This window comes from Anaerobacillus arseniciselenatis, assembly GCF_001865995.1.
Classification (GTDB): Bacteria; Bacillota; Bacilli; order Bacillales; family Anaerobacillaceae; genus Anaerobacillus; species Anaerobacillus arseniciselenatis.
Map to the genome: position 1 here is coordinate 1 of NZ_MLQQ01000053.1, position 20,991 is coordinate 20,991.

A 20,991-nucleotide genomic window follows, 5' to 3' on the forward strand; every position below is an offset into this window, starting at 1 on the left:
AGCGTACCCACCAATTGGCATAGTTTCACATATTATAAAAATAATGTTAGAGGTCGTGTCGAAAAATATTTTTTTGGTACTTCTCCAACGGCTCAAACCGTTGGTATATCAATATTTATAGAGGGAGGGAATTTTATGAAACGAATAATGACTTTGTTTTTAGTCTTTACATTAATTGTAGGCTATTCTTCATTTCCAACTTCAGGAACGCTAGCTGAGGAAAGCACGGAAAAATACTTAGTAATGTTTGATGGTCCTGCTGAGAAAGGTATTTTAACAGCATTCGGAGTAGAAGAAGAAAACATTTTGCATGAATACGAGTTATTACCAGTTAAATACCTAGAACTAACAGAAAGACAAGCAAAAGGTTTAAGTAACCACCCACAAATTAAATATGTAGAAGAAGAAGCTATCGCGGAAGCGTTTGGTCAAACAGTTCCTTGGGGGGTACCGCATGTACAAGGAACAACTGCTCACAATGAAGGGTATATAGGTCAAGGGATTAACGTTGCTATTTTAGATACAGGGATCGATAACACACATGAGGATCTATCCGAAAATGTAAAAGGTGGATACTCTGTATTTACAGATGTTGATAACAACGATCCATTTTATGATGGAAGTGGCCATGGAACACATGTAGCCGGAACTGTTGGAGCAATTGATAATGAATTAGGTGTACTAGGGGTAGCTCCTCAAGTAAATCTTTACGCTGTAAAGGTTTTAAATAATGATGGTAGTGGTTCATATGCGGGAATTGCACAAGGAATCGAATGGTCTATCCAAAACGGAATGGACATTATCAATATGAGTTTAGGTGGGTCTAGCTCCTCATCTATTTTAGAAGAATTTAGCAATCTAGCATATGAAGAAGGTTTATTAGTAGTTGCTGCAGCAGGTAACAGCGGAAACCCAGGAGGTAGAGGAGATAACGTTAGTTACCCTGCAAAGTATGAATCAGTTATCGCTGTAGCTGCGATTGACCAAAATAACAAACGTGGATCTTTCTCGAGTACAGGTCCAGCTGTTGAATTATCTGCTCCTGGTGTTGGTGTATTGAGTACTGTTCCTGGAAATGAGTATGATGCCTATAATGGTACCTCTATGGCTGCTCCTCATGTAGCAGGTGTTGCGGCTCTAGTATGGGGGGGGAATTCCAATTTAACTAATGTGGAAATTCGTTCACTAATGCAAAATACAGCTCAATATTTAGGAAGTACTAATGAATTTGGGTATGGTTTAGTAAAAGCGAAAAAAATAGTCAATTATAATCTCATTGAAAATGAGATTATAGAACCAGATGAAAATCAAATACAGGACCATAACTATGCTGCTTGGTTTAAAGAGAACTTTTCTAATTTCCAAAATAAAAATGTAGAGACTAACATCTATGGAATTTCAGAAGAAAGAATAGAAACAATAGTGGATGGAGTTTATAGTTATGTATTGAATGAAGACGAGATTAAATACTTCATAGAAAAAACAGGAAGAGAATATGATTTATATACTGATTTAGAGGTGGAAAATAAGCAGCTAAACAATGTTAGTGAGGAATATAAACTAATCAATATTGAGTATGAAGTGGACGATAATGGTAACATTGTAGAATATCACTATTTTCAACCTTTAAATGACTCTCCAAAAAGTTCTAATATTCCAGGGGAAGGAGCTTTAAGGCTGCATATTCATCATACTGATTTATTTAATGGAGGGGACTTTGATTGGGCGACAGGAAGAAAGGATGATTTACAAGACTATTTTTATTCAAAAGCTTTATCTGTGGGGCCTGGATATATAGCATCAAAACACCCAGTTCTTGGATTATTAATTGCTGCTTTTTCAGACGTTGTAGAAGATAGTAAAGGTGCACGAAATGATACTTGGGAAGTTTTTAGGGATACTTATAAAGAAGGTCAGGTTTTTACAAATGGAGAATGGAAAACCTATTTTACTACAAATCAATATGAAGTCTATTGGGAACAGCGCTCTCGTATTTATAGTGCAAGTGTGAATGATATAATAAACACTGTATGGGATTACTACACCCCTCAAAATGGATATAAACCTATCGAATGGATCCACTCTACAAATTTTAATAATGATCAATATATTTTAAATACTGCAAGAAATAGATATATAAATAACTGGAATCCAAGAGTTGACTTTGGTTTTATTGGAAATAACAGTACAATTTGGAATGCAAAGTAAATTTAATGTATTAAAGAAGAGATGAAGTCTCTTCTCTAATACTCTCTTAGGAGGTTTGTGATTGAAGTTTAACAAAATTCTAAATCCATTAAGAGTGTATTTTTTTTCAAGCTTAATAATTATAGTGGTAATAATGTTCTTTTTTTTTAATAGCGCCATGTCAAACAAAGAGTATGTTGAAGTTTTATTAGATAATATAAAAAACGATAAAACTATTGAAATGGAGATAGATGAAGAAGTAAATAAAATAAAAAATATATACAGTTCCTTTAAGGAATTACCAGATCATCGTAAAGTAAGGGAGATAATAAGTTCATATAATGATTCTGTAGTATTAGTAGAATATAGATTAGATACATATAACCCAATGAATAACGATATTATTGATACAATTTCAGTTGCTTTAATAACTTTTCATTTGGAAAGTAATAACAAAAAATGGAAGGTTAAATCGATTGGTATAGAAAAATATACAAAGTTTTAAAATTTACAATTTAGTTATTTTAAGGGATAAACAGTTGTATGTAATGGGTTTGATTTAAGCCTTAATTTACCTACTAGTTGAGAGTGTTTTCGCCATTTTTACTACAAAAAGTATCAATGAGCAGAAACATTGTAAATACCTTATACAATATCAAACGCAAATAATGCCGGATAGGGAGAGGAATACAATGAAGAACGAGGAGCTACAAAGGTATTAGGATTTTATTCCTTCTAAATGATTTTTTTATTGTATTATTACCTCTAAAACCCTAGAAGGGAAGCAACTTCCAATATGAATAAAAAGAGCCGATCTTGTTACTTCATACGACCTACTATATGATATTGTGAACATATTAAGAACATTTACAAAGTTGACGGAAACTGCGCCTAATGGATCGTTATTTACAGTGAATAAAAAGGCGGAATGATATTTTGAGAAAAGTAGAAGGAATAATAGTAGTAATTGAAGGAGTCACATGATACCAGAAAGATTAAAATATTTAAAACAACTTGACAGTGTGGGTCTTTATGGAGAATACGGAGAATTGATGATTCTTAATGGTTGGTTAGAGTACCCTCCTCATTCAGCAGATAGAAAGGATTTATTTAAATAAGCCTTGAACTCTCTTCAACAAACTGGAACTTAGTTAAATAAGTATAAAAAATAGAGTCAACTGCTGCACAGTACAACCATACTGCAAAAAATGGAGACGATTACATCGATTAAGTGATCGTCTCTTCGTGTTTGACTAAATACTGCGCTGGAAGGAAGATCTTCATTTTTTAGAAAGCATAATAATATTATTAATTGATTAATAGAGTTCTCAAACTTTTGTTTGGGGAAATTTTATTTTTTCAGTTAAAGGGCCTGATTATTGAATAACTGTGTTCTTCTAAATTGGATATTTATGTTAAAATATGTATGAATTTATGAATAAATGTACTAAAAGTAAAGAAATATAACTTTGAGACATGGGAGGAAACATGTCAAATAGAGCAAAAATAATTTATAAATTTTCGTTGGAATCTATAAGGTTTAATATATTGAAAATAGAAAGGAAATTTTTATGAAATTAACTAAATTGGTTTTTAACAACTATCGCTGCTTTGGCCCAACTGATACAACCATTAACATTTCTGATTTAACCGCATTTATAGGTAATAATAGTTCAGGTAAAACTACAGTATTGAGTGCACTTCGCAAGTTATTTGGGAATTTTAAAATAACTAAATCTGATTTTCATATACCCTTAGATAAGTCGCCAGAAGAAATCACAGAAGGGAATTTTTATATAGAAGCTTACTTTGAATTTTTTGAGGAGGATAGTGAAGGGTTAGATGAGGATGATTACGGAATAGCTCAGTATTTCGAAAATTTTATAGTAGATCACCCAGGTGGCAATCCATATATTGTAATACGTTTAGATGCAAACTATGAAAAAGGTAGTTCTCCAGAAGGAATAATAGATTTTAAATATCATTATGTGGTTAATAAAGGCGAGGAAGGTCTTAAACCAATCTCTGCACATGATAGAAATAAAATACAAGTTATATATATTCCAGCAGTGAGAAACCCCTCCGAACAGTTAAAAAATGCTACTGGAACAATATTATGGAGAATTTTAAACCAAATTAATTGGAAAGAGTCAGATAAAGAAAAGATAAATAAAAAAATCGATGAACTTGATAAGGTGGTTGCTGAGCAGTCTGGAATAAATATAGTAAAAAAAGTTGTTTCTTCTTCATGGAAAAACTATCATAATGATTCCAGATATAATGAGGCTAATATTAAATTTGGTAGTAGTGATTTGGATAATATCTTAAAAAAACTCGAAGTAGAATTTACACCCACGCATACCGAAAAGGCCTTTAAAGTCGATGATTTAGGGGATGGTTTAAAGTCTCTATTTTATCTAACTTTAATAAATACTCTATTAGAATTAGAAAATGAAGCTATAACAGAAATTAAAAACAGAGTTTCTATAGAAGAACGAGTATTAAATATTGATCCACCAGCTTTAACGCTTATTTTAGTTGAAGAACCGGAAAATCATGTTAGCCCACATCTACTAGGTAAGGTTATAAAGAATTTAAATAACATACGAAATAGAAATAATTCTCAAGTATTGATAACATCTCACAGTCCATCAATTATAAAACGTGTAGAGCCGACTGAAATCCGTCATTTAAGAATAGAAAACGGTACAACTATTGCTAAAGAGATTGTGCTACCAGAAAAACAAGATGAATCATTTAAATATGTAAAAGAAGCAATTAAAGCATATCCAGAGTTATATTTTTCATCATTAGTGGTATTAGGAGAAGGCGATAGTGAAGATATATTAATACCAAAATTTCTAAGTTTATACATGGATGACTTAGATACCGTTGGTATATCTGTAGTTCCTTTAGGAGGTAGACATGTTAATCACTTTTGGAAGCTCTTAAACCAGTTGAATATACCTTTTATTACTCTGTTAGATTTAGATAAAGAAAGAGAAGGTGGTGGCTGGGGAAGAGTCAAATATGCAATAAAACAACTTCTTGAAAATGATGTGGTTAGAAGTGAATTGCTAACTCTTGAAGGAGGTAGTATTTTAACGGAAGATCAATTAGAAAATATGCATACATGGGAAGGCTATGAGTATATTGGTGGCTGGATAGACATGTTAGAGAATTATAATGTGTATTTTTCTTCCCCTTTAGATATTGATTTTTTAATGATTGAAAAGTTTTTAGAATATTATTTAATGACTCTAGAGAAAAATGAAGGACCTAGAATTAAGATCATTGAAAACGAAAAGCAAAAAAGAATACATGAATTAACTGATGAAGAAAAACAGAGTACAATTTATCAAGATCGTATTAAAAGTGATGTTACGAGGGCTTTGAAGGAAAAAGGTGGGAATGGTCATACATATACTAAAAAACAAAAGGAATTAATGATATGGTATAGTTATTTCTTCTTAAATAGAGGAAAGCCAGTGACACATTTGCAAGCATTAAATTATATAGCTGATGATGTCTTACAAGCAAATATTCCCGATGTGTTTAAAAATATAGCTGATAAAGCCACGCTATTACTGAATATAGAGGAATGAATTGTATGGGAATTTCAATTAAGGAATGGAAACCAAGTGATGGAATAATATTAGAACCAGCTGCTTTGGATGCTGTAAAGGATTTAAATAATTCTTTAGTTGTTGCAGGCCCTGGAGCTGGTAAGACCGAACTTTTAGCACAAAAAGCATGTTTCTTGTTGAAGACGAATAGTTGTGTAAATCCTAGAAGAATTTTAGCAATAAGTTTTAAAAGAGATGCAGCAGTAAATTTAAAGGATAGGATAAAACTGAGGGTACCTAAAAATTTGGAGTCTAGATTTATATCTCAAACTTTCGATTCATTTGCAAAAGGTATATTAGATAGATTTTTATATGCGCTACCTGAGGAATTTAGACCTGATCAAAATTACGAAATTGCTGGAAATCAGAATGAATTTGTTCGAGCATTTTCAAAGTGTGGTGCAAATTTATATAACAATAAAATTAAAAAACAGTACATTGATAATTTAACTAAAACAAGATTAGAGAATGTATCAGGTGTTTATAAAGATGTATGGGATAAATTACTTAAAGGTGATGGCGATATTAAGCCAACTTTGAGCTTTCAGATGATATCTGTTTTAGCAATCTACATTTTAGAGACTAACCCACTAATTCTAACATCTTTAAGGAAGACATATTCTCATGTTTTTTTAGATGAATTTCAAGATACTACTCGTGTGCAATATGCATTAGTAAACGTGTGTTTTCATGATTCTGAAACATCAATCACAGCTGTCGGGGATACTAGGCAAAGAATAATGTTATGGGCAGGGGCAAAGCCCGATATATTTAATTCTTATATAAATGATTTTAATTCAAAAGAATATATGTTAGTTATGAACCATAGGTCAGCTCCCAGGTTACTAGAGATACAAAAAATAGTTAATAGTTATTTACAAGATGTACCATTTTCACCTATTGCAAATCCAAAATGGACCGAAGAGGAAGGAGTTGCTGAAATATGGTATTTTAAAGATTCAAATACTGAAGCAGAACATATTGCTGAAAGTATAACGCAATTAATTCAACAGCAGCAAATTTCATATAGAGATATTTGTATTATAGTAAAGCAAAGTGTACAGCAATTTAGTGAAGAAATTATTGGAGTACTGGAAAAAGTAAATATTCAGGCTAGAAACGAAGCGAAATTCCAAGATTTATTAAAAGAAGATATAGTTTTACTGATTCTTAACACATTGAGATCTGCCCTAGAGGTTAGAGATAGTGATGCTTGGTCATTTATCTGGGAGGCGAAGTTTTTCTTTGAAGGAAAATCAAGTACAGTTAACCCTTTTATTATTGATGAACTGAGAAAACAGCTTAAAATAATGTTAAGAATTATAAAAAGAAGATTAAAGAAAATAACTCATAAAGATGAATTAAAAATATTATTAATTGATATAGTAGATTTTTATGATGTTAATAAGATAAGGAGACATTACCCACAATATTTACAAGGTCAATATATAAATAAATTACGAGAAGATTTAACGGATTCTTTATATCAGTATTATATTTCAAAAACTGATTGGATATCTGCAATTGATTCATTTCAAGGCAATGACTCAATTCCAATAATGACAATTCATAAAAGTAAGGGGCTAGAATTTGACGTAGTTTTTTTTTTTTTTTTTTTTTTTTTTTTTTTTTTTTTTTTTTTTTTTTTTTTTTATAGGATTTGACGATAGTTCATTTTGGAGTTTTTCTGATCAAGAAGATGAAGATAAATGTACGTTCTTTGTAGGACTTTCCCGATCAAAAAGAAACTTATATTTCACATTTTCAGAAAAACGTTTTGGGAAAAGACATACTAATTCTGATATTTCAATCCTTTATCAGATGTTAGAAGAATCTGGTGTAGTGGAAGAAAAATATATAGGCTTTGATTGACATGGAAAATATAATTTTTTAGTATAACTTAATAAAATTTAACTCTTTCCTAATAAAAGAACCACACATTTTGATCAATCGATTTTCAAAAATGTATTTTTTCTTTATTATTAAAACAAAGTTTGTAGCCCACATTTAATCAAACTTTATTTTACTACCATGAAAATACTTATTTTCATTCTCGGTGGTGTATCTTTGATTTTAAAATACATGAATGACTGCGCAGTACAACCATACGGAAACTAATCATGATTTTATAAAGGCGATCACTTTACTGGGTGATCGCCTTTCGTATTTGACTAGATACTGTACAACAAACTATTAGGTGATTACAGCCAACGAAATGTACCACCAGTGACATAGTTCTTACCACTGAATGACAAAGAATGTACCAGTAAGTGCCAAGGTATTTACCACTTCACCTTCTGTATAATTATTGAGCACACCTGCGGGTGTGCCATTATTTATATAGGAGGTATTTTTGTATGATTCATTATCGAAAGATATTGGAATTGCACGATGAGGGGATCAGCCTAAGGGGCATTACCGCAAGTACAGGTAACTCTCGTCAAAAAGTAACAGAGGTGATTAACCTAGCCGAAAAGAAGGGATTAGTTTGTCCGTTGGAGGATGAAATGACGGATAAATGGATTGAGGAATTTCTTTTTCCAGAGAAGACCTTAGAAGCTTCTGGCCGACAACCATTGAACTTTGATTATATTCATGAAGAGTTGGCGAAGCCTAATGTGACACTATCACTACTTCATCATGAGTATGAGGCTGAATGTCGAGCAAATCAAAGGATTCCGTATTCATATCGTAGTTTTTTGCGCCACTACAGCAGTTACGCAGACAAGTACAAAGCCACTTTGCGGATTCGTAGAAAACCAGGAGAAATTATGGAAGTCGACTGGGCAGGATCTACATCCTTCATCATCGACAGAGATACTGGGGAGAAGATAAAAGCGTATGTTTTTGTCGCAACACTTCCGTGTAGTCAATTCTCATATGCGGAGGCTACCTTATCGATGGATTCTCGTTCATGGATTACTGCTCACAATAATGCGTATAAGTATTTTGGCGGCTCTACACAAATTGTTGTGCCAGACAATCTAAAAACGAGTGTGACAAAACATACCACACGTGAATTGATTTTAAATCCTACCTATAGAGAAATGGCAGACTACTACAATACAGTCGTGATGCCTGCACGGGTTAGGGCTCCAAAAGATAAGGCGAGTGTTGAAGGTTCTGTTGGGGTTATCTCTACATGGATTATCGCAGCATTAAGAAATACACATTGCTTTAGTATTGATGAATTGAACGAAGAGGTTTGGAAAAAGTTAGATGAATTCAACAAACGTCCTTTTACCAGGAAAAAAGGGTCTCGTTTATCTGCGTTTGAAGAAGAGGAGAAATTTGCGCTTTCTCCCCTTCCAGTTGCACCTTATAAAATGTCTGTATGGAAAAAGACAAAAGTACGACCTGACTATCATCTTTCTATCGAGAGCATGTTTTATTCTGTGCCATACGAATATATTAATCGAGAAGTCGAGGTGAAGCTCTCAGATAGCCTCGTTGAAATCTTTTTCAATCATATGCGTGTGGCATCACATAAACGATTATACGGGAAGTTTGGACAATCTGCCACCCTTCGTGATCATATGCCTGATAATCATAAGTTATACGTGGATCAAACACCAGAGGCTGCAATGGAATGGGCTGAAAGTATCGGGACATCAACCTTAAGCGTTATACGCTACCTTTTAGATACTTCTCAAAATGAAAAACAAGCGTTACAGTCAATATTTTCTTTGAAAAAGTCCGAGCGCCGTTACACAAAATATGAAATTGAACGCGCTTGTAAAATGGTAGTTTCTATGACTAAAAGACCGACGGTCAAAAGTATTCAAACGCTCTTAAAGAACAACAAAAAGAATGATGCCGAGCAAGAATTGAAACGTCAAACAGATATCAGCAAAAATAACTATGGCTTCACACGTGGAGCTTCTTACTATGGAGGGACGGATAAATGATGAATGAACAAACATTAACAAAATTACACGAAATGAAACTTAGCGGAATGGCGGAAGCCTATAAGGAGCAATCCCTGAATAAGGAGTTTCAGAAGATGAGTTTTGAAGAGCGTTTTAGTTTACTCATCGATTTAGAATATTCCCGTCGTAAGAATAATAAGCTCCAACGTTTAATTAAAACAGCCACTTTTTTAAATTCAAATGCATGTATTGAAGATTTGGAGTATCACGAAGATCGAAGGCTAGATAAGAATTTGATATTAAAATTGGCCAACGGTAGCTATATCCATGACAGCCACAATATCATTTTGAAAGGGCCAACTGGGTCAGGGAAGTCATTCTTAGCTACAGCTTTTGGGATATCAGCTTGTCGTCAATTCTACAATGTTAAATATATTCGATTACCGGAACTGTTAGATGAGCTGTCTCTCGCAAAACTAGCTGCGGATGGAAGCTATCGGAAGTTGATCAAGAAATATACGAAAGTAGATTTACTCATTCTCGATGAATGGTTACTGACAGAATTATCAACGGAGGAAGCAGCGATTCTATTAGAAATCACAGAATCTCGTCATAAATCAGCTTCAACTATATTCTGTTCACAAATAGACCCTACTGGATGGCATATAAAATTGGGGAATGAAACAATTGCGGAGGCTATTCTAGATCGCATTATCCATGACTCGTATCAAATTCTCATAGACGGAGAAGTTTCTATGCGAGAGCGTCATGGGTTAGGTGTTTGATATGACCATTAATATAAGAGAAGCTACTAACCAACTAAATTTTAATGGCTATTGGTGTGATGAGAAAAAGGTTCGACAGCTGATAAAAAGCGGTGAAATAAAAGCTATAAAAATAAAAGGAAGATACTCAATACACCCATACGAGATTGAGAAGTTTCTTCATAATCTCCAATATTCTGGTACAGCATTCGAAATGGGTATTGATGATAAAGTGAAAATTGAAAGATTATTAAAGGAAGTCGAAAGGCTTAAGAATGAAGTTAGTAAATTAGAATACGAAAACGTAAATTTGAAAATCAGTTTAGGAATAATGCCATTTTAATTTCATACGATTTCTTTCCTTCACCAATCTTATGAGATGAACCTTTCTTTAAAGCTAGAATGTGAAAATATGATAGGCTTATTATTTTATTAAAAACAGATATCAAAAGAAAAAGTCCTACAAGGTTATCAAAATGTTAATCTGTAGGGCTTTTTTATACAATTGGTAAATACCTTGGCGTTACATGGAAAATTCCTTGTCATTCAGTGGTAAAAAACATGGCGAGAGTGGTACATTTCAGTGGCTGTAATCATTAGGATTAAATTATATTTTTTATAATTCGAAATCATAAAAAAATAAGGATCTTTCCATTAAATTGTTTGGATGAAACTTTTCCATTTTTTATGAAAAACAAAAACAATAATCAGTTATTTTTCGGTATTATTGTTTTATGAATATCCATGATATTGTGAAGGGTTTCACTTAAAGTGACGAGCAGGTTAGGAGAGGAAAAAGCAGGGATTAAGATTAGTTAAATATAGGCAAAACTTCTATCCAATATACGATATTTTTTCTAAGTGAAATAATACAAGTTCTTCTTATATTCAGGAGAACTTGTATTATTATAATAAACTCTTCTTAATTATTTAGTTAAATCGTTCCTATCCAGCATGGAAGGTGGTTCTTCAAGCCAACCATTTTTCGCCATTATTTTTCCACCGTCGCGCCCATAAGTTAATACGTCTTTTGCTGTATTAACCATTATTAAAGGAAGGTCACTTCGTAAACTAAATGCTGTTCCGAAAGCATTGCTACCTAAACCAAAGCCAGAAAATATGCTGGTACAGTACATCATTAGTTTATCAGAAAAAGGAGCTACCTTTGAATCTGTTGCATTTGCCCCCCATGTTGAAGGCGGTTGAATATCACTTTGAAGAAATATTTGTGTATAGTCAGTTACAATTTTTTTGGCTAATTCTTTTCCCTTTACGAAATATTTTTTTACTTCAGGTTCATTTGCTACTTGTGCGAATCCTGTTATCATTTGCATTCCAATAATATTTGATTCAATTGCATTATATAAATGTGCTATTTCAACTGTATTCAATGCTCGCTTTTCAGAAAACAAGTTAAAACCACTCATATAATTGGATCCATCTGCAAACTCCACAGATTTTGGCATAGATACAGCAGGAGGAAGTGGTAAAACATCTTTCTTTTGCAAATAGTCTACACATTCATCGTAAACACTTTGAGTAAAAGCAGTTAATTCCTTGTAAAGAAGCACAATATCTTTGCGATATGCCATATTCATGTGGAGTGTATGCAATCCCATGCCTATTGAGCTGATAAGACGACAAAACATAATATCAAACATATTGTCATATAGCTTAGGTACGCCAATATTAACATCTTGCTCTGTGTATCCGACAGGAATAACCGCCCCTTCATTCTTGAGGATGGTTTTTATATCGTCAACATAGTTAAGCACTTTCATATGTGCATCTTGCATGATCTCTTTGGCTTGATTGTCATCAGCTTGTTCTATAAAATATTCAAGCATTCTCTGTACCATAGTTTTTTGTTGAAAGGTCAACCATAATGTTCCTAATTCACTTGAACTTAAAGCTTGTTTTTGAGTCATAATATAAGCCTCCATTTAGTGTCTTTACTACAATCTTTATAAGCATCCCACATAGCAAACATAAATAGACAGGGATAGAACATTAGTCATTGGTAGTAATTTATTGCTTCGATTGCTTCTAATGTTTCCTTGAAATCTATACAAAATCACAATGTTAAAATGACTATTAACAATTACGATGATCTCCAAAAAAAATAAAAATGATTCCTTTATTATTTTCCTGTTTAGTAACTAGGTAAATCCTGGGAGAGCTATACTCCACAGAATAGTCTGTAATTTATAAGTCATATCATTTTATCCTATAATCTGTAATAGTTTTAGTATTTCTCACAGGAGAAATACTATGTAGTAGAAGAAGTTATTTTTCATTTCTTAATAAATTAACGATAGTGAAAGAAGCTGTCGCTGCTCTTGTTCCAGTATTGAGCAGAAGAGCATAAAGAACTTGTTTTAATTTTTATTAACGAGTGCATTAGTAAAATTATTGGCTGTATCATTTACCGCCCGTTTTTTTGTGCAACACATTGAAAAAAGGTGTCAAACTAAAAATGCTAAATAGTTGAACATATAATAAAGATAAAGTGGTGATGAATTTGAATGGGCTCTATAAATATCATCTGAAAAATGGTGAAATAGTAGTGTTTAAGACGGATATGAATTTCGAAGAAGTCAATAGGTTACCAATATTGCCTAATCAATATAAGTTTCGGAAATACTTTAATGACAATGGTTATAAATTAGAAATATACCAAATCATAAAACCGTCATTTCACTAATGAGAACTCATGTTGAATAAGAAAGACGAAAAAATAACTGATCCATTTGCTGCTACAAATATACTGTTGAAAAACTACGGAGGCGATTACGTTTATTAAGTAATCGTCTCTTATTCGTATATGACTGTTACTGCGCTGTTACAAAGAAGGGGAAACATACAAGGTAGGAACCGGAAATTTAAAAAAGCGAGCACTAATGTAGAAGTGCTCGTATTAAAAAAAAGGTCTAGTAATGTGATCTAACGAAAGCCGTGCCGACAATAATCAATAAAATGAACAGCACAACAATTAACGCAAAATCGTTATCTTTTTTGCGTACAGGAGCGATGTGTCCGTAATCACTCATGAAAAATTCACCTCCATTACTAAAGGATTAATATACTTTATGTTTTAGTTGTTCAAAAGAGTTGGACGAACTATATAAGCTAAAATACATTTTTTGTATTTAAGTAAAAAAAGTAAATTAAATAAATAGTACGAATGTAACGGATGTGACAACGTATGCGAAGTGAATTTATTTTTTATGTATGTGTAGGGAAAGAAAAAAGAGCTGAAAAGCAGCCCTTTTTAGAAAAATCGTCGTAAAAGAAGTAGAGATGTGATTAAGAAGAAGGGGATAAATATTCTTCTAAAGGGTGATGTGCGAAGAAACAGTCCTCTTTGTTGATTAACACCTTCGATAATACCAGTATGAATTCCACCATAAGCATCTCTAATTTCCACCATTTGTCCTTGATAAGTCCAAGCTAATTGTTCCATATAATCTCCCCTTATCTAGTTTTTATTTTCTGGTTTACTTTAAGGTTATGATGGAGTCTTAATAAAAGATTGGACAGAGGGACTGCTAAAGTAAACTTGATTAAATAATCTATAGTATAGACTGACATTAACGCCGATGATTGTTGCATATTTCAAATAATATACTGTAACAGGATATAATTTTTAAAGGCATAGTAGACCGATACAGTGCAGCAATTTTCTTCATTTTTAGGTCACTTTGTGAAAGAATGTATTTAAATAAGGATTCGTTTATTTATAAGGACATACCACTCTCCTGATAAAATGAACGAAAAGATTATAATGAAATTAAAAATTAATCCTACAAAATGGTGCATATAATGTCGGATGACTAAAGTAAACTCCTGTTATTCTATTGATGAAAGGAGGTCATATTAATGGATTTGCTTAAGGACATGAATACTGCAATGAAGTATATTGAGGAAAACCTTACTAACGAAATAGACTTCAAGGTGGTGGCAAGGTTAGCTCATTGTTCTGAATATCATTTTAAAAGAATGTTTTCTTTCCTTGCAGGAATTACGTTATCAGAATATATACGCCGTAGACGACTTAGTTTGGCAGCATTTGAGCTTCAAAATAGGAACGTAAAAGTAATCGATGTTGCGATGAAATATGGATACAATTCACCAGATTCCTTTACTAGAGCTTTTCTCAATTTACATGGTGTAACACCATCAGAAGCAAGAAACAATGGTCAGCAATTAAAAGCATATCCACTCATGACCTTCCAATTATCAATTAGAGGAGGAAATGAAATGAACTACAGAATCGAACAAAAAGAAGCATTTAACATCGTTGGTATTATGAATCGAGTTCCAATTGTTTTTGAAGGAGAAAATCCGGAAATAGCTGCGATGTGGCAATCCTTGACTATGGAAAAAATAGAGGAATTACAAAACCTCTCAAATGTTGACCCAAAAGGAATGATACAAGCATCTACAAACTTTTCAGAAGGACGTATGGAAGGAAAAGGAGAGCTGGACCAGTATATAGGAGTGGCGACTACACGAGAGAACCCTGAAAACTTTTTAAAACTTGAAGTTCCTAATTTAACATGGGCGATATTTGAATCAACAGGACCATTTCCTAACACCCTCCAGGAAACATGGGGAAGGATTTATTCTGAGTGGTTCCCATCTTCCAACTATCAAGTACAAGAAGGACCTGAGATCTTATCGATTAAAAGTAAAGATTTATCTTCACCATCAGTAAAATGTGAAATTTGGATTCCAGTTTTGAAAAAGCAGAATAAAATTTGAAGTAATCTCTGAGCTGTTGAGGCAGCTCCTTTTTATTTATCTATTCTTAGAAAAACGATCTTTTGCTGCGCAGTACAAAACTACTGTTCAGTAGTAAGTTTATTAGTAGAGTAGCCACTTTTGGCATGAAATGATTAATATTGCTCCTCCAGAATACTGGAACGAATCTTTAATAAGAGGTTCTTTCCTTTTCATTTTCGGTCCATATTGTGGAATAACCTTTCATGGAAATGATGCAGCTTTAATTGGTTGTTTGCTTTTGCTTTTATTACTTTAAACCGCATCAATATTTCTGTCGTAAGTTCAGTAAGTAATGTTTAGGGCTAAGCTTTTGTTGAATATATGCTTTTGATTCAGCAACATCTACAGTTGTTATGCTTTCCTCTAGTAGCATTTCTATCATATAATTTTATATAGTAATAGGAAAGTGGGGATGCATTTGACAATAGAAGGGTTTTTTAAAAGATTTTGGCTAATAATATTATTAGTGATAATTTTTCTTCTACAATTTTATTTAAGTAAATTTACTTTTTTTGAAGTGTCTATAAACAGTTTTAATGTTCCTACATTTATTTCAATTTGTATAGGTTCTCTAAGTTCACTGTTAGGGATAATAGTTTCAGTATTAATATTAGGTATTACGTTATCTGAGCATACTTTTGGTAGCAGACTTAAATATGTTCTTTTAAACGAATCGGCCTTAATAAATTTCTTTATCGTATCCTTATTTTGCATATTTACATTTATATTTATAAACTTTATTTATAATGGAACAGTTACAAATTTAATTGTTAATTTAACTATATATGCAGTAATTTTATATGCATTAGCTATTTTGTCTATTTATCCGTTAATTAAAATCTTTTTATTAAAAGCCACATCAAAGAAACATATTGATAAACTATTATCAAACATTAATTTCCCGATAGGAGAGGAATATTTAAAAGAAAAACATACTGAAGAAAATACGTTTTATATATTAGAAGGAATCGGTTTGCATGCAATAAATTCAAATGACAGGAAAAGCCTGCATCATATTTTAAATGGCTTTATTGATTTCTTTTATAAAGAAATTAAAAAAAAGGATCATTTAGAGGCAAACTCTATTAGAGATATAATTAATATATTCATGAAAATGCAGAGTAGATGGTTAAGTACGGTGAAGTCTGATAGCGAAGAATGGGTAGTTTTGTACTTTATGAAATTTTATAAAAGTATTAGAGTAAAATCTACTGAAAAAAACTTCAATCACATTAATTTTTTTGAATATGATTTTTTTATTGAAAGAAGTTTAAAAAGAGTGGACCCATTTTTAGAAACTCCGTCTTTAATATATATTCAACATTTATTAATTGACATATATAAAGCTAATTTAAAGAAGTTTGTTCCAATTGAGGAATTAACAATGCTTAATAGTGAGTTTTATAAAAATGATAATGGAACAAATGACAGTTTTAGAAATGAACAACAATGGGACTTTTTACAAGGGAATTTTAGAAGTAAGTTTGATAAGATAGCTAGAATAAATGGTTTTAAAGAGGAAGAAAGAATTTCACATTATGTACTATCGTACAATAGTATATTGTCTGAAATTTTAAGTAATGGAAATTTAAGCGAAAAACAAAAACTTGTCCTAACTCGCTCATGGACTATGAGTTTAAAAGAATATTTAATTGAAGCCATAAAAAATAACTCGGAGTACATACCTTATACCATTACTTATTTAAAATATCCGGAGAAACATGTTGAAAATACAGAACCAAACTATTGGTTAATAAGTATTATTTCAGAAGTATTGTTATATTTATTTAAAAATGGAAAGTTGAAAAAACATACTATAAATCATTTTGGTGGAATTGTTAGATTAAATTTAAGAAGATTAGAAATTGATCCTAATGCGAAAGCAGTAATAATGAAAATCTCTAACATAATATATGATATAGCAATGGAGATACAAAAATCGGAAGATGATCTGAAATTCCAAATGATGGAGAATTATATAGAAATCTATAAAGAAATCGAATCCTTTATTAAATTTTCTAGAAAAGAGGAATATAAAATTTCTGAAGAATCTATAGAAGAATGGAAAGACATGTTAGGTGAACTGGTCAGTTATGATAAGTTTAAAGCTAGCTTAGAAGATGAAAATAATTTTTGGGAATTTATATAGGTAAAACGTGAAGAACAGCGACAAGGCCACTGAAAATCATTGATTCAAGCACATTACCGCTGAATTTGACCAACCATAAGTGGGCAGAGTTCGAAAAACAAAATCAGGCGTAAAGCCTTACTAACGACTTGTGTTCATGGATAAAAGTAATTCCTATCCAGACAAATCGTTACTCTGCTCCACTCCACTTTTTTGAATAGAATAATGTGATGTTCAACAATTGGGCGCTATCCTGGAACAGGATCAGCGCTCATTCTTTTTTATACGCCCGAAGCGGAGTAATTTTATATTGCGTAGTTGACTCCTACTACGCAACAAGCAATTTACCAACTACTCATAGATACGAGTAGTTTTTCAGTTCTTATCATACCTAATTTGTTATTTTCTGGTATGATTTATTTATGAAGATCCGTGAATTTGTGAAACATTTCACTTAAACTAACGAGCAGTTTACTTTAATAACAAAGTGGTTTTTTAGGGGCTTTATTTAGTATAATAAATGGGGACTATTTTTAAAGGAGTATTGATAATTAATGTTAAGTCAGAAACTAATTTTCACCTTATTTTCATTTATTTTGCTTTTAAATATCACGGGGTGTAATAATTCAACAAAAAATACATCTAAGGTTGAATTAACAGTTGCCGCTGCTTCAGATTTAACCCTTGCTTTTAGTGAAATCGGAAAGCTGTTTGAAGAAGAAACTGGAACAAAAGTTACTTTTTCCTTTGGCTCAACAGGGCAGTTAGCAGACCAAATCGAGAATGGAGCACCATTTGATGTTTTTGCAGCAGCGAATAAAAAATTTATAGAAAATCTAGATGAGAAGAATTTACTTATCAGTGATACAATGAAGGTTTACGCATTTGGGCGTATTGGACTTGCAACAAGAGCCGATAGCTCACTTAATGTTGAAAACATTGAACAATTATTAAAACCAGAAGTAACAAAGGTAGCAATTGCAAATCCTGATCACGCTCCCTATGGTACAGCTGCCAAGCAAGCCCTTGAAACTGCTGGTATATGGGACCAATTAGAAAACAAACTTGTCTATGGTAGAAATATTTCAGACACACTTACTTATATAGAAACTGGAAATGCGGAGGTTGCAATTATTGCACTTTCGTTAGTGGTAGAAGATAAAGTTAACTTCTCAATAATTGATGACCATATGCATGCTCCATTAGAACAAATGATAGCCGTTAACAATTCAACAAAACAAGAAGAAGCCGCACGAGAATTTATTAACTTTATTTTTGGTCCAATTGGCAAACCAATTATGGAAAGATATGGATTTATTGTCCCAACAGAGTAAAATTTAAGGAGCATTTACTTGTGTAAATGCTCCTTAAATTTAAATATAGTTTTATTAGATTGTAAAATAATGCACTTGAAGTAACGGAGTGCATTAATTAAAGAATGATAACTGAAATTTTAATTTATGTTGTTTTAAGCAAATCAAAAATCTATTCGGGGGGACTAAAAATGAGTAGAAAAAATGAGGAGAATACAGACTTATTTGATAGAGGACTCTTTGGAAAGCCTGGCTGTATGATTATTCTTATTGTTGCTGTTATCGCTTTTTTTACGATTAAGAACCTATTTTAATTTTTTATTAACGAATGCTTTACTTGAACAGGTAATGTATCGGGCAGTTATTATTTCTGATGTTAATAATTTTTAAGGAGAATTTAAGTGTACCTAATAAATCTAGTTAGTATAGGAATAGTTATTATTATTATTGTTTTATATTTTATTATTGACCTGTTAAAAAATCGAAAGAAAAATATGTTAAAACGATTAGTGTTTCTCAGTTTTCTATTTTATGCAATAAATGTATTGCAACAAACAACTGGAGGTATCCATGTTCCACCTATTGCTGAGGGTAATCACTGGAGTTGGCGTTGGAATACTCAACTTATTCCATTTTATTTTGTGGGAGATTTAATAAGCCATTATAATGTCTCTGGTTTAAGTTGGTTTTTTTGGGATGCTATAAGGTCATCTTTTTATAACGTTTTATTGTTGTTTCCATTAGGCGTTTATCTATCATTATATAAAGTTGGTAATATTAAAAGAGCTGCCTTACTTATATTTTTAGTTAGCTTGGGAATAGAAACTATGCAAATTATATCTAGTTATTTTGGTCTCATATATGCACGAAGTTTTAATGTAGATGATTTAATTTTAAATACTGTTGGTGGTGTTTTTGGTTACTTGCTTTTTGAACAGCTAAACAAACTATATAGCAACATTAGATATAAGAAACAAAGAGTGAACACCTAAATTAAGCTTCGTCAAATTTAATAAATTGCAATATTTCACTTAAACAAACGAGAGCGATAGTAAACTCACGAGCTGTAATTAATTCAGCTCGTTTTTTCAATTTATAAACAAATAAAAAAGGAATTATGTTAATATTTAGTGGTAGAAAAAAATGTAAAATAAGTATAAGGATTGGTAATGTATGTTACATAAAAAAATAAGCTGGATTCAAGCATGGCATCATATACAGCAGAAAGAGAAGCATAATGGTGGAGTGTTTTTAGAAACAACAGACTCATTAATTTGGAAGGTAAAGATTAGCATCGAAAACACTGAAGTTGAGAACAAACCATTTAATTCAATAAAGCTAAATCGTAATAAAAATAATTGGGTACAGTGTTCAGTCGGCTATGATGAAGAAGTGAGCTGCTTATGCTTTTTTGGTGTTGGTGGTCCAGAAAATTTAGAAGAGATTATAGATATTTTTATATCATGGGTTGATAGGAATGAAATGTCTTCTTAAATTAACGGAGTGCGATAGCACAACAAGCTGTCGCTGTTCTTGTTCAACAAACGGGGAGATTACTTAGGTAAATAATTTCCTTTTTATTCGAATCAGATAGAGAGTTATGTTACGGTTGAGGAGAACCTTTGTTGAACAGTTTAGCTGAAACAGGAGGGAATACTTTTGCGAAAAATAATTATTACTGCAATTATTTTTACCATACTAATAGGGGGCTATTTGGGGAGAGGTTTGCTACCACATGACCAGATAAAGCAAGATATTTTGATTCACGTTTTGCAGAATTACGGCTATATCCAAATTCATTTAGAAAATGCAATTGAAGCTTATGAAGACGATGATATGGAAGCATTCGATATTCAATTGGCTCGTGCGGCTTCTGAAGCTCATGCAGCAAATCAATTGATGGGATTGATTGAAATCAATGTACCAAGTGATATATTTTTATTTGTTAATTATCAGGATTCAATAATTACTGACAATATAAGTACTACTGATATTCAAGAGCTTTATGGTGTAAGGGAAAAGTTAGATTTGTTTTTTGAGTCCCTTGGCATTGAAGAACATAACATAAAGGAATTTTCTGAAGAATATCTCCCTTCTTCGAGATTGTTAGAAAAAATAATACAAGGATTTGATGAAGCAGGTTTTTCCGTTTAGAAACTATATCAATACTAAAGATTAAAAAATCCTTCTTTAACAAACGAAAGCGTTAGCTGCACAAGCTATCGCTGCCCTTCTGAACGCTAACGGGGAGTTTCCTTACATAACGAGATTTAGTATTGAGGAGGATTATTTTTGATGAAGAATATTTCAAAGAATAGT

At 32.1% G+C, this 20,991-nt stretch carries 18 protein-coding genes; 15 read left to right on the forward strand and 3 right to left on the reverse strand.

Annotation, left to right across the window (positions count from 1 at the left end; translation table 11 throughout):
- Positions 1–135 precede the first annotated feature (135 nt).
- The 8 genes from BKP35_RS17650 to BKP35_RS17680 all read left to right on the forward strand — a co-directional run bounded on the left by BKP35_RS17650 (position 136) and on the right by BKP35_RS17680 (position 10,789).
- Positions 136–2,208 carry a S8 family peptidase gene (locus BKP35_RS17650; protein ID WP_071314706.1) on the forward strand — a complete coding sequence of 691 codons (2,073 nt, stop codon included), beginning with the start codon at positions 136–138 and terminating at the stop codon, positions 2,206–2,208.
- A 61-nt stretch (positions 2,209–2,269) separates the two neighbouring features.
- A complete protein-coding gene (locus BKP35_RS17655; RefSeq protein WP_071314707.1) occupies positions 2,270–2,692 on the forward strand; it encodes a hypothetical protein in 423 nt (140 codons plus the stop codon).
- A 475-nt stretch (positions 2,693–3,167) separates the two neighbouring features.
- Positions 3,168–3,305, forward strand: a complete 138-nt coding sequence (locus tag BKP35_RS19745) for a YvdQ family spore coat protein (RefSeq protein ID WP_169819262.1) — start codon at positions 3,168–3,170, stop codon at positions 3,303–3,305.
- 453 nt (positions 3,306–3,758) lie between these two features.
- Positions 3,759–5,792, forward strand: coding sequence for an ATP-dependent nuclease (locus tag BKP35_RS17660; RefSeq protein WP_071314708.1), 2,034 nt, complete (start codon positions 3,759–3,761; stop codon positions 5,790–5,792).
- Positions 5,793–5,797: 5 nt separating this feature from the next.
- The gene (locus BKP35_RS17665; protein WP_211274641.1) at positions 5,798–7,477 is read left to right on the forward strand and encodes a UvrD-helicase domain-containing protein; all 1,680 of its coding nucleotides are present in this window, start codon (positions 5,798–5,800) and stop codon (positions 7,475–7,477) included.
- Between the two features lie 693 nt (positions 7,478–8,170).
- Complete coding sequence (istA, locus tag BKP35_RS17670) at positions 8,171–9,721, forward strand: IS21 family transposase (protein ID WP_071314709.1); 1,551 nt, start codon at positions 8,171–8,173, stop codon at positions 9,719–9,721.
- Positions 9,718–10,467 (forward strand): IS21-like element helper ATPase IstB, encoded by a 750-nt coding sequence (istB, locus tag BKP35_RS17675; RefSeq protein WP_211274642.1) that lies wholly within the window; start codon positions 9,718–9,720, stop codon positions 10,465–10,467. The genes istA and istB overlap by 4 nt, the downstream gene beginning before the upstream one ends.
- Position 10,468: 1 nt before the next feature.
- Positions 10,469–10,789 (forward strand): MerR family transcriptional regulator, encoded by a 321-nt coding sequence (locus tag BKP35_RS17680; protein ID WP_071314710.1) that lies wholly within the window; start codon positions 10,469–10,471, stop codon positions 10,787–10,789.
- A gap of 583 nt (positions 10,790–11,372) precedes the next feature.
- On the opposite strand, the gene BKP35_RS17685 is transcribed toward BKP35_RS17680, so the two are convergent.
- The 3 genes from BKP35_RS17685 to BKP35_RS17695 all read right to left on the reverse strand — a co-directional run bounded on the left by BKP35_RS17685 (position 11,373) and on the right by BKP35_RS17695 (position 13,909).
- A complete protein-coding gene (locus BKP35_RS17685) occupies positions 11,373–12,374 on the reverse strand; it encodes a DUF3231 family protein (protein WP_071314711.1) in 1,002 nt (333 codons plus the stop codon).
- A 1,002-nt stretch (positions 12,375–13,376) separates the two neighbouring features.
- Entirely contained in the window at positions 13,377–13,496 is a 120-nt protein-coding gene (locus BKP35_RS19080; protein WP_084031738.1) for a YjcZ family sporulation protein, read from the reverse strand.
- A 221-nt stretch (positions 13,497–13,717) separates the two neighbouring features.
- Positions 13,718–13,909: a hypothetical protein gene (locus tag BKP35_RS17695; protein ID WP_071313328.1), complete on the reverse strand. Its 192-nt coding sequence runs from the start codon at positions 13,907–13,909 to the stop codon at positions 13,718–13,720.
- A 416-nt stretch (positions 13,910–14,325) separates the two neighbouring features.
- Between BKP35_RS17695 and BKP35_RS17700 the strand changes: the two genes are divergently transcribed.
- The 7 genes from BKP35_RS17700 to BKP35_RS17725 all read left to right on the forward strand — a co-directional run bounded on the left by BKP35_RS17700 (position 14,326) and on the right by BKP35_RS17725 (position 20,826).
- The gene (locus BKP35_RS17700; RefSeq protein ID WP_071314713.1) at positions 14,326–15,210 is read left to right on the forward strand and encodes an AraC family transcriptional regulator; all 885 of its coding nucleotides are present in this window, start codon (positions 14,326–14,328) and stop codon (positions 15,208–15,210) included.
- A gap of 439 nt (positions 15,211–15,649) precedes the next feature.
- Positions 15,650–17,380, forward strand: coding sequence for a hypothetical protein (locus tag BKP35_RS17705; protein ID WP_071314714.1), 1,731 nt, complete (start codon positions 15,650–15,652; stop codon positions 17,378–17,380).
- A 533-nt stretch (positions 17,381–17,913) separates the two neighbouring features.
- Positions 17,914–18,693 (forward strand): molybdate ABC transporter substrate-binding protein, encoded by a 780-nt coding sequence (modA, locus tag BKP35_RS17710; protein ID WP_071314715.1) that lies wholly within the window; start codon positions 17,914–17,916, stop codon positions 18,691–18,693.
- Between the two features lie 170 nt (positions 18,694–18,863).
- On the forward strand, positions 18,864–18,986 hold the full coding sequence (locus BKP35_RS20170; RefSeq protein WP_281244270.1) for a hypothetical protein: 123 nt from the start codon (positions 18,864–18,866) through the stop codon (positions 18,984–18,986).
- Between the two features lie 87 nt (positions 18,987–19,073).
- Positions 19,074–19,664 (forward strand): VanZ family protein, encoded by a 591-nt coding sequence (locus BKP35_RS17715; protein WP_071314716.1) that lies wholly within the window; start codon positions 19,074–19,076, stop codon positions 19,662–19,664.
- Positions 19,665–19,845: 181 nt separating this feature from the next.
- Complete coding sequence (locus BKP35_RS17720) at positions 19,846–20,166, forward strand: Imm53 family immunity protein (RefSeq protein ID WP_071314717.1); 321 nt, start codon at positions 19,846–19,848, stop codon at positions 20,164–20,166.
- Between the two features lie 165 nt (positions 20,167–20,331).
- Positions 20,332–20,826 carry a hypothetical protein gene (locus BKP35_RS17725; RefSeq protein WP_071314718.1) on the forward strand — a complete coding sequence of 165 codons (495 nt, stop codon included), beginning with the start codon at positions 20,332–20,334 and terminating at the stop codon, positions 20,824–20,826.
- Positions 20,827–20,991 lie beyond the last annotated feature (165 nt).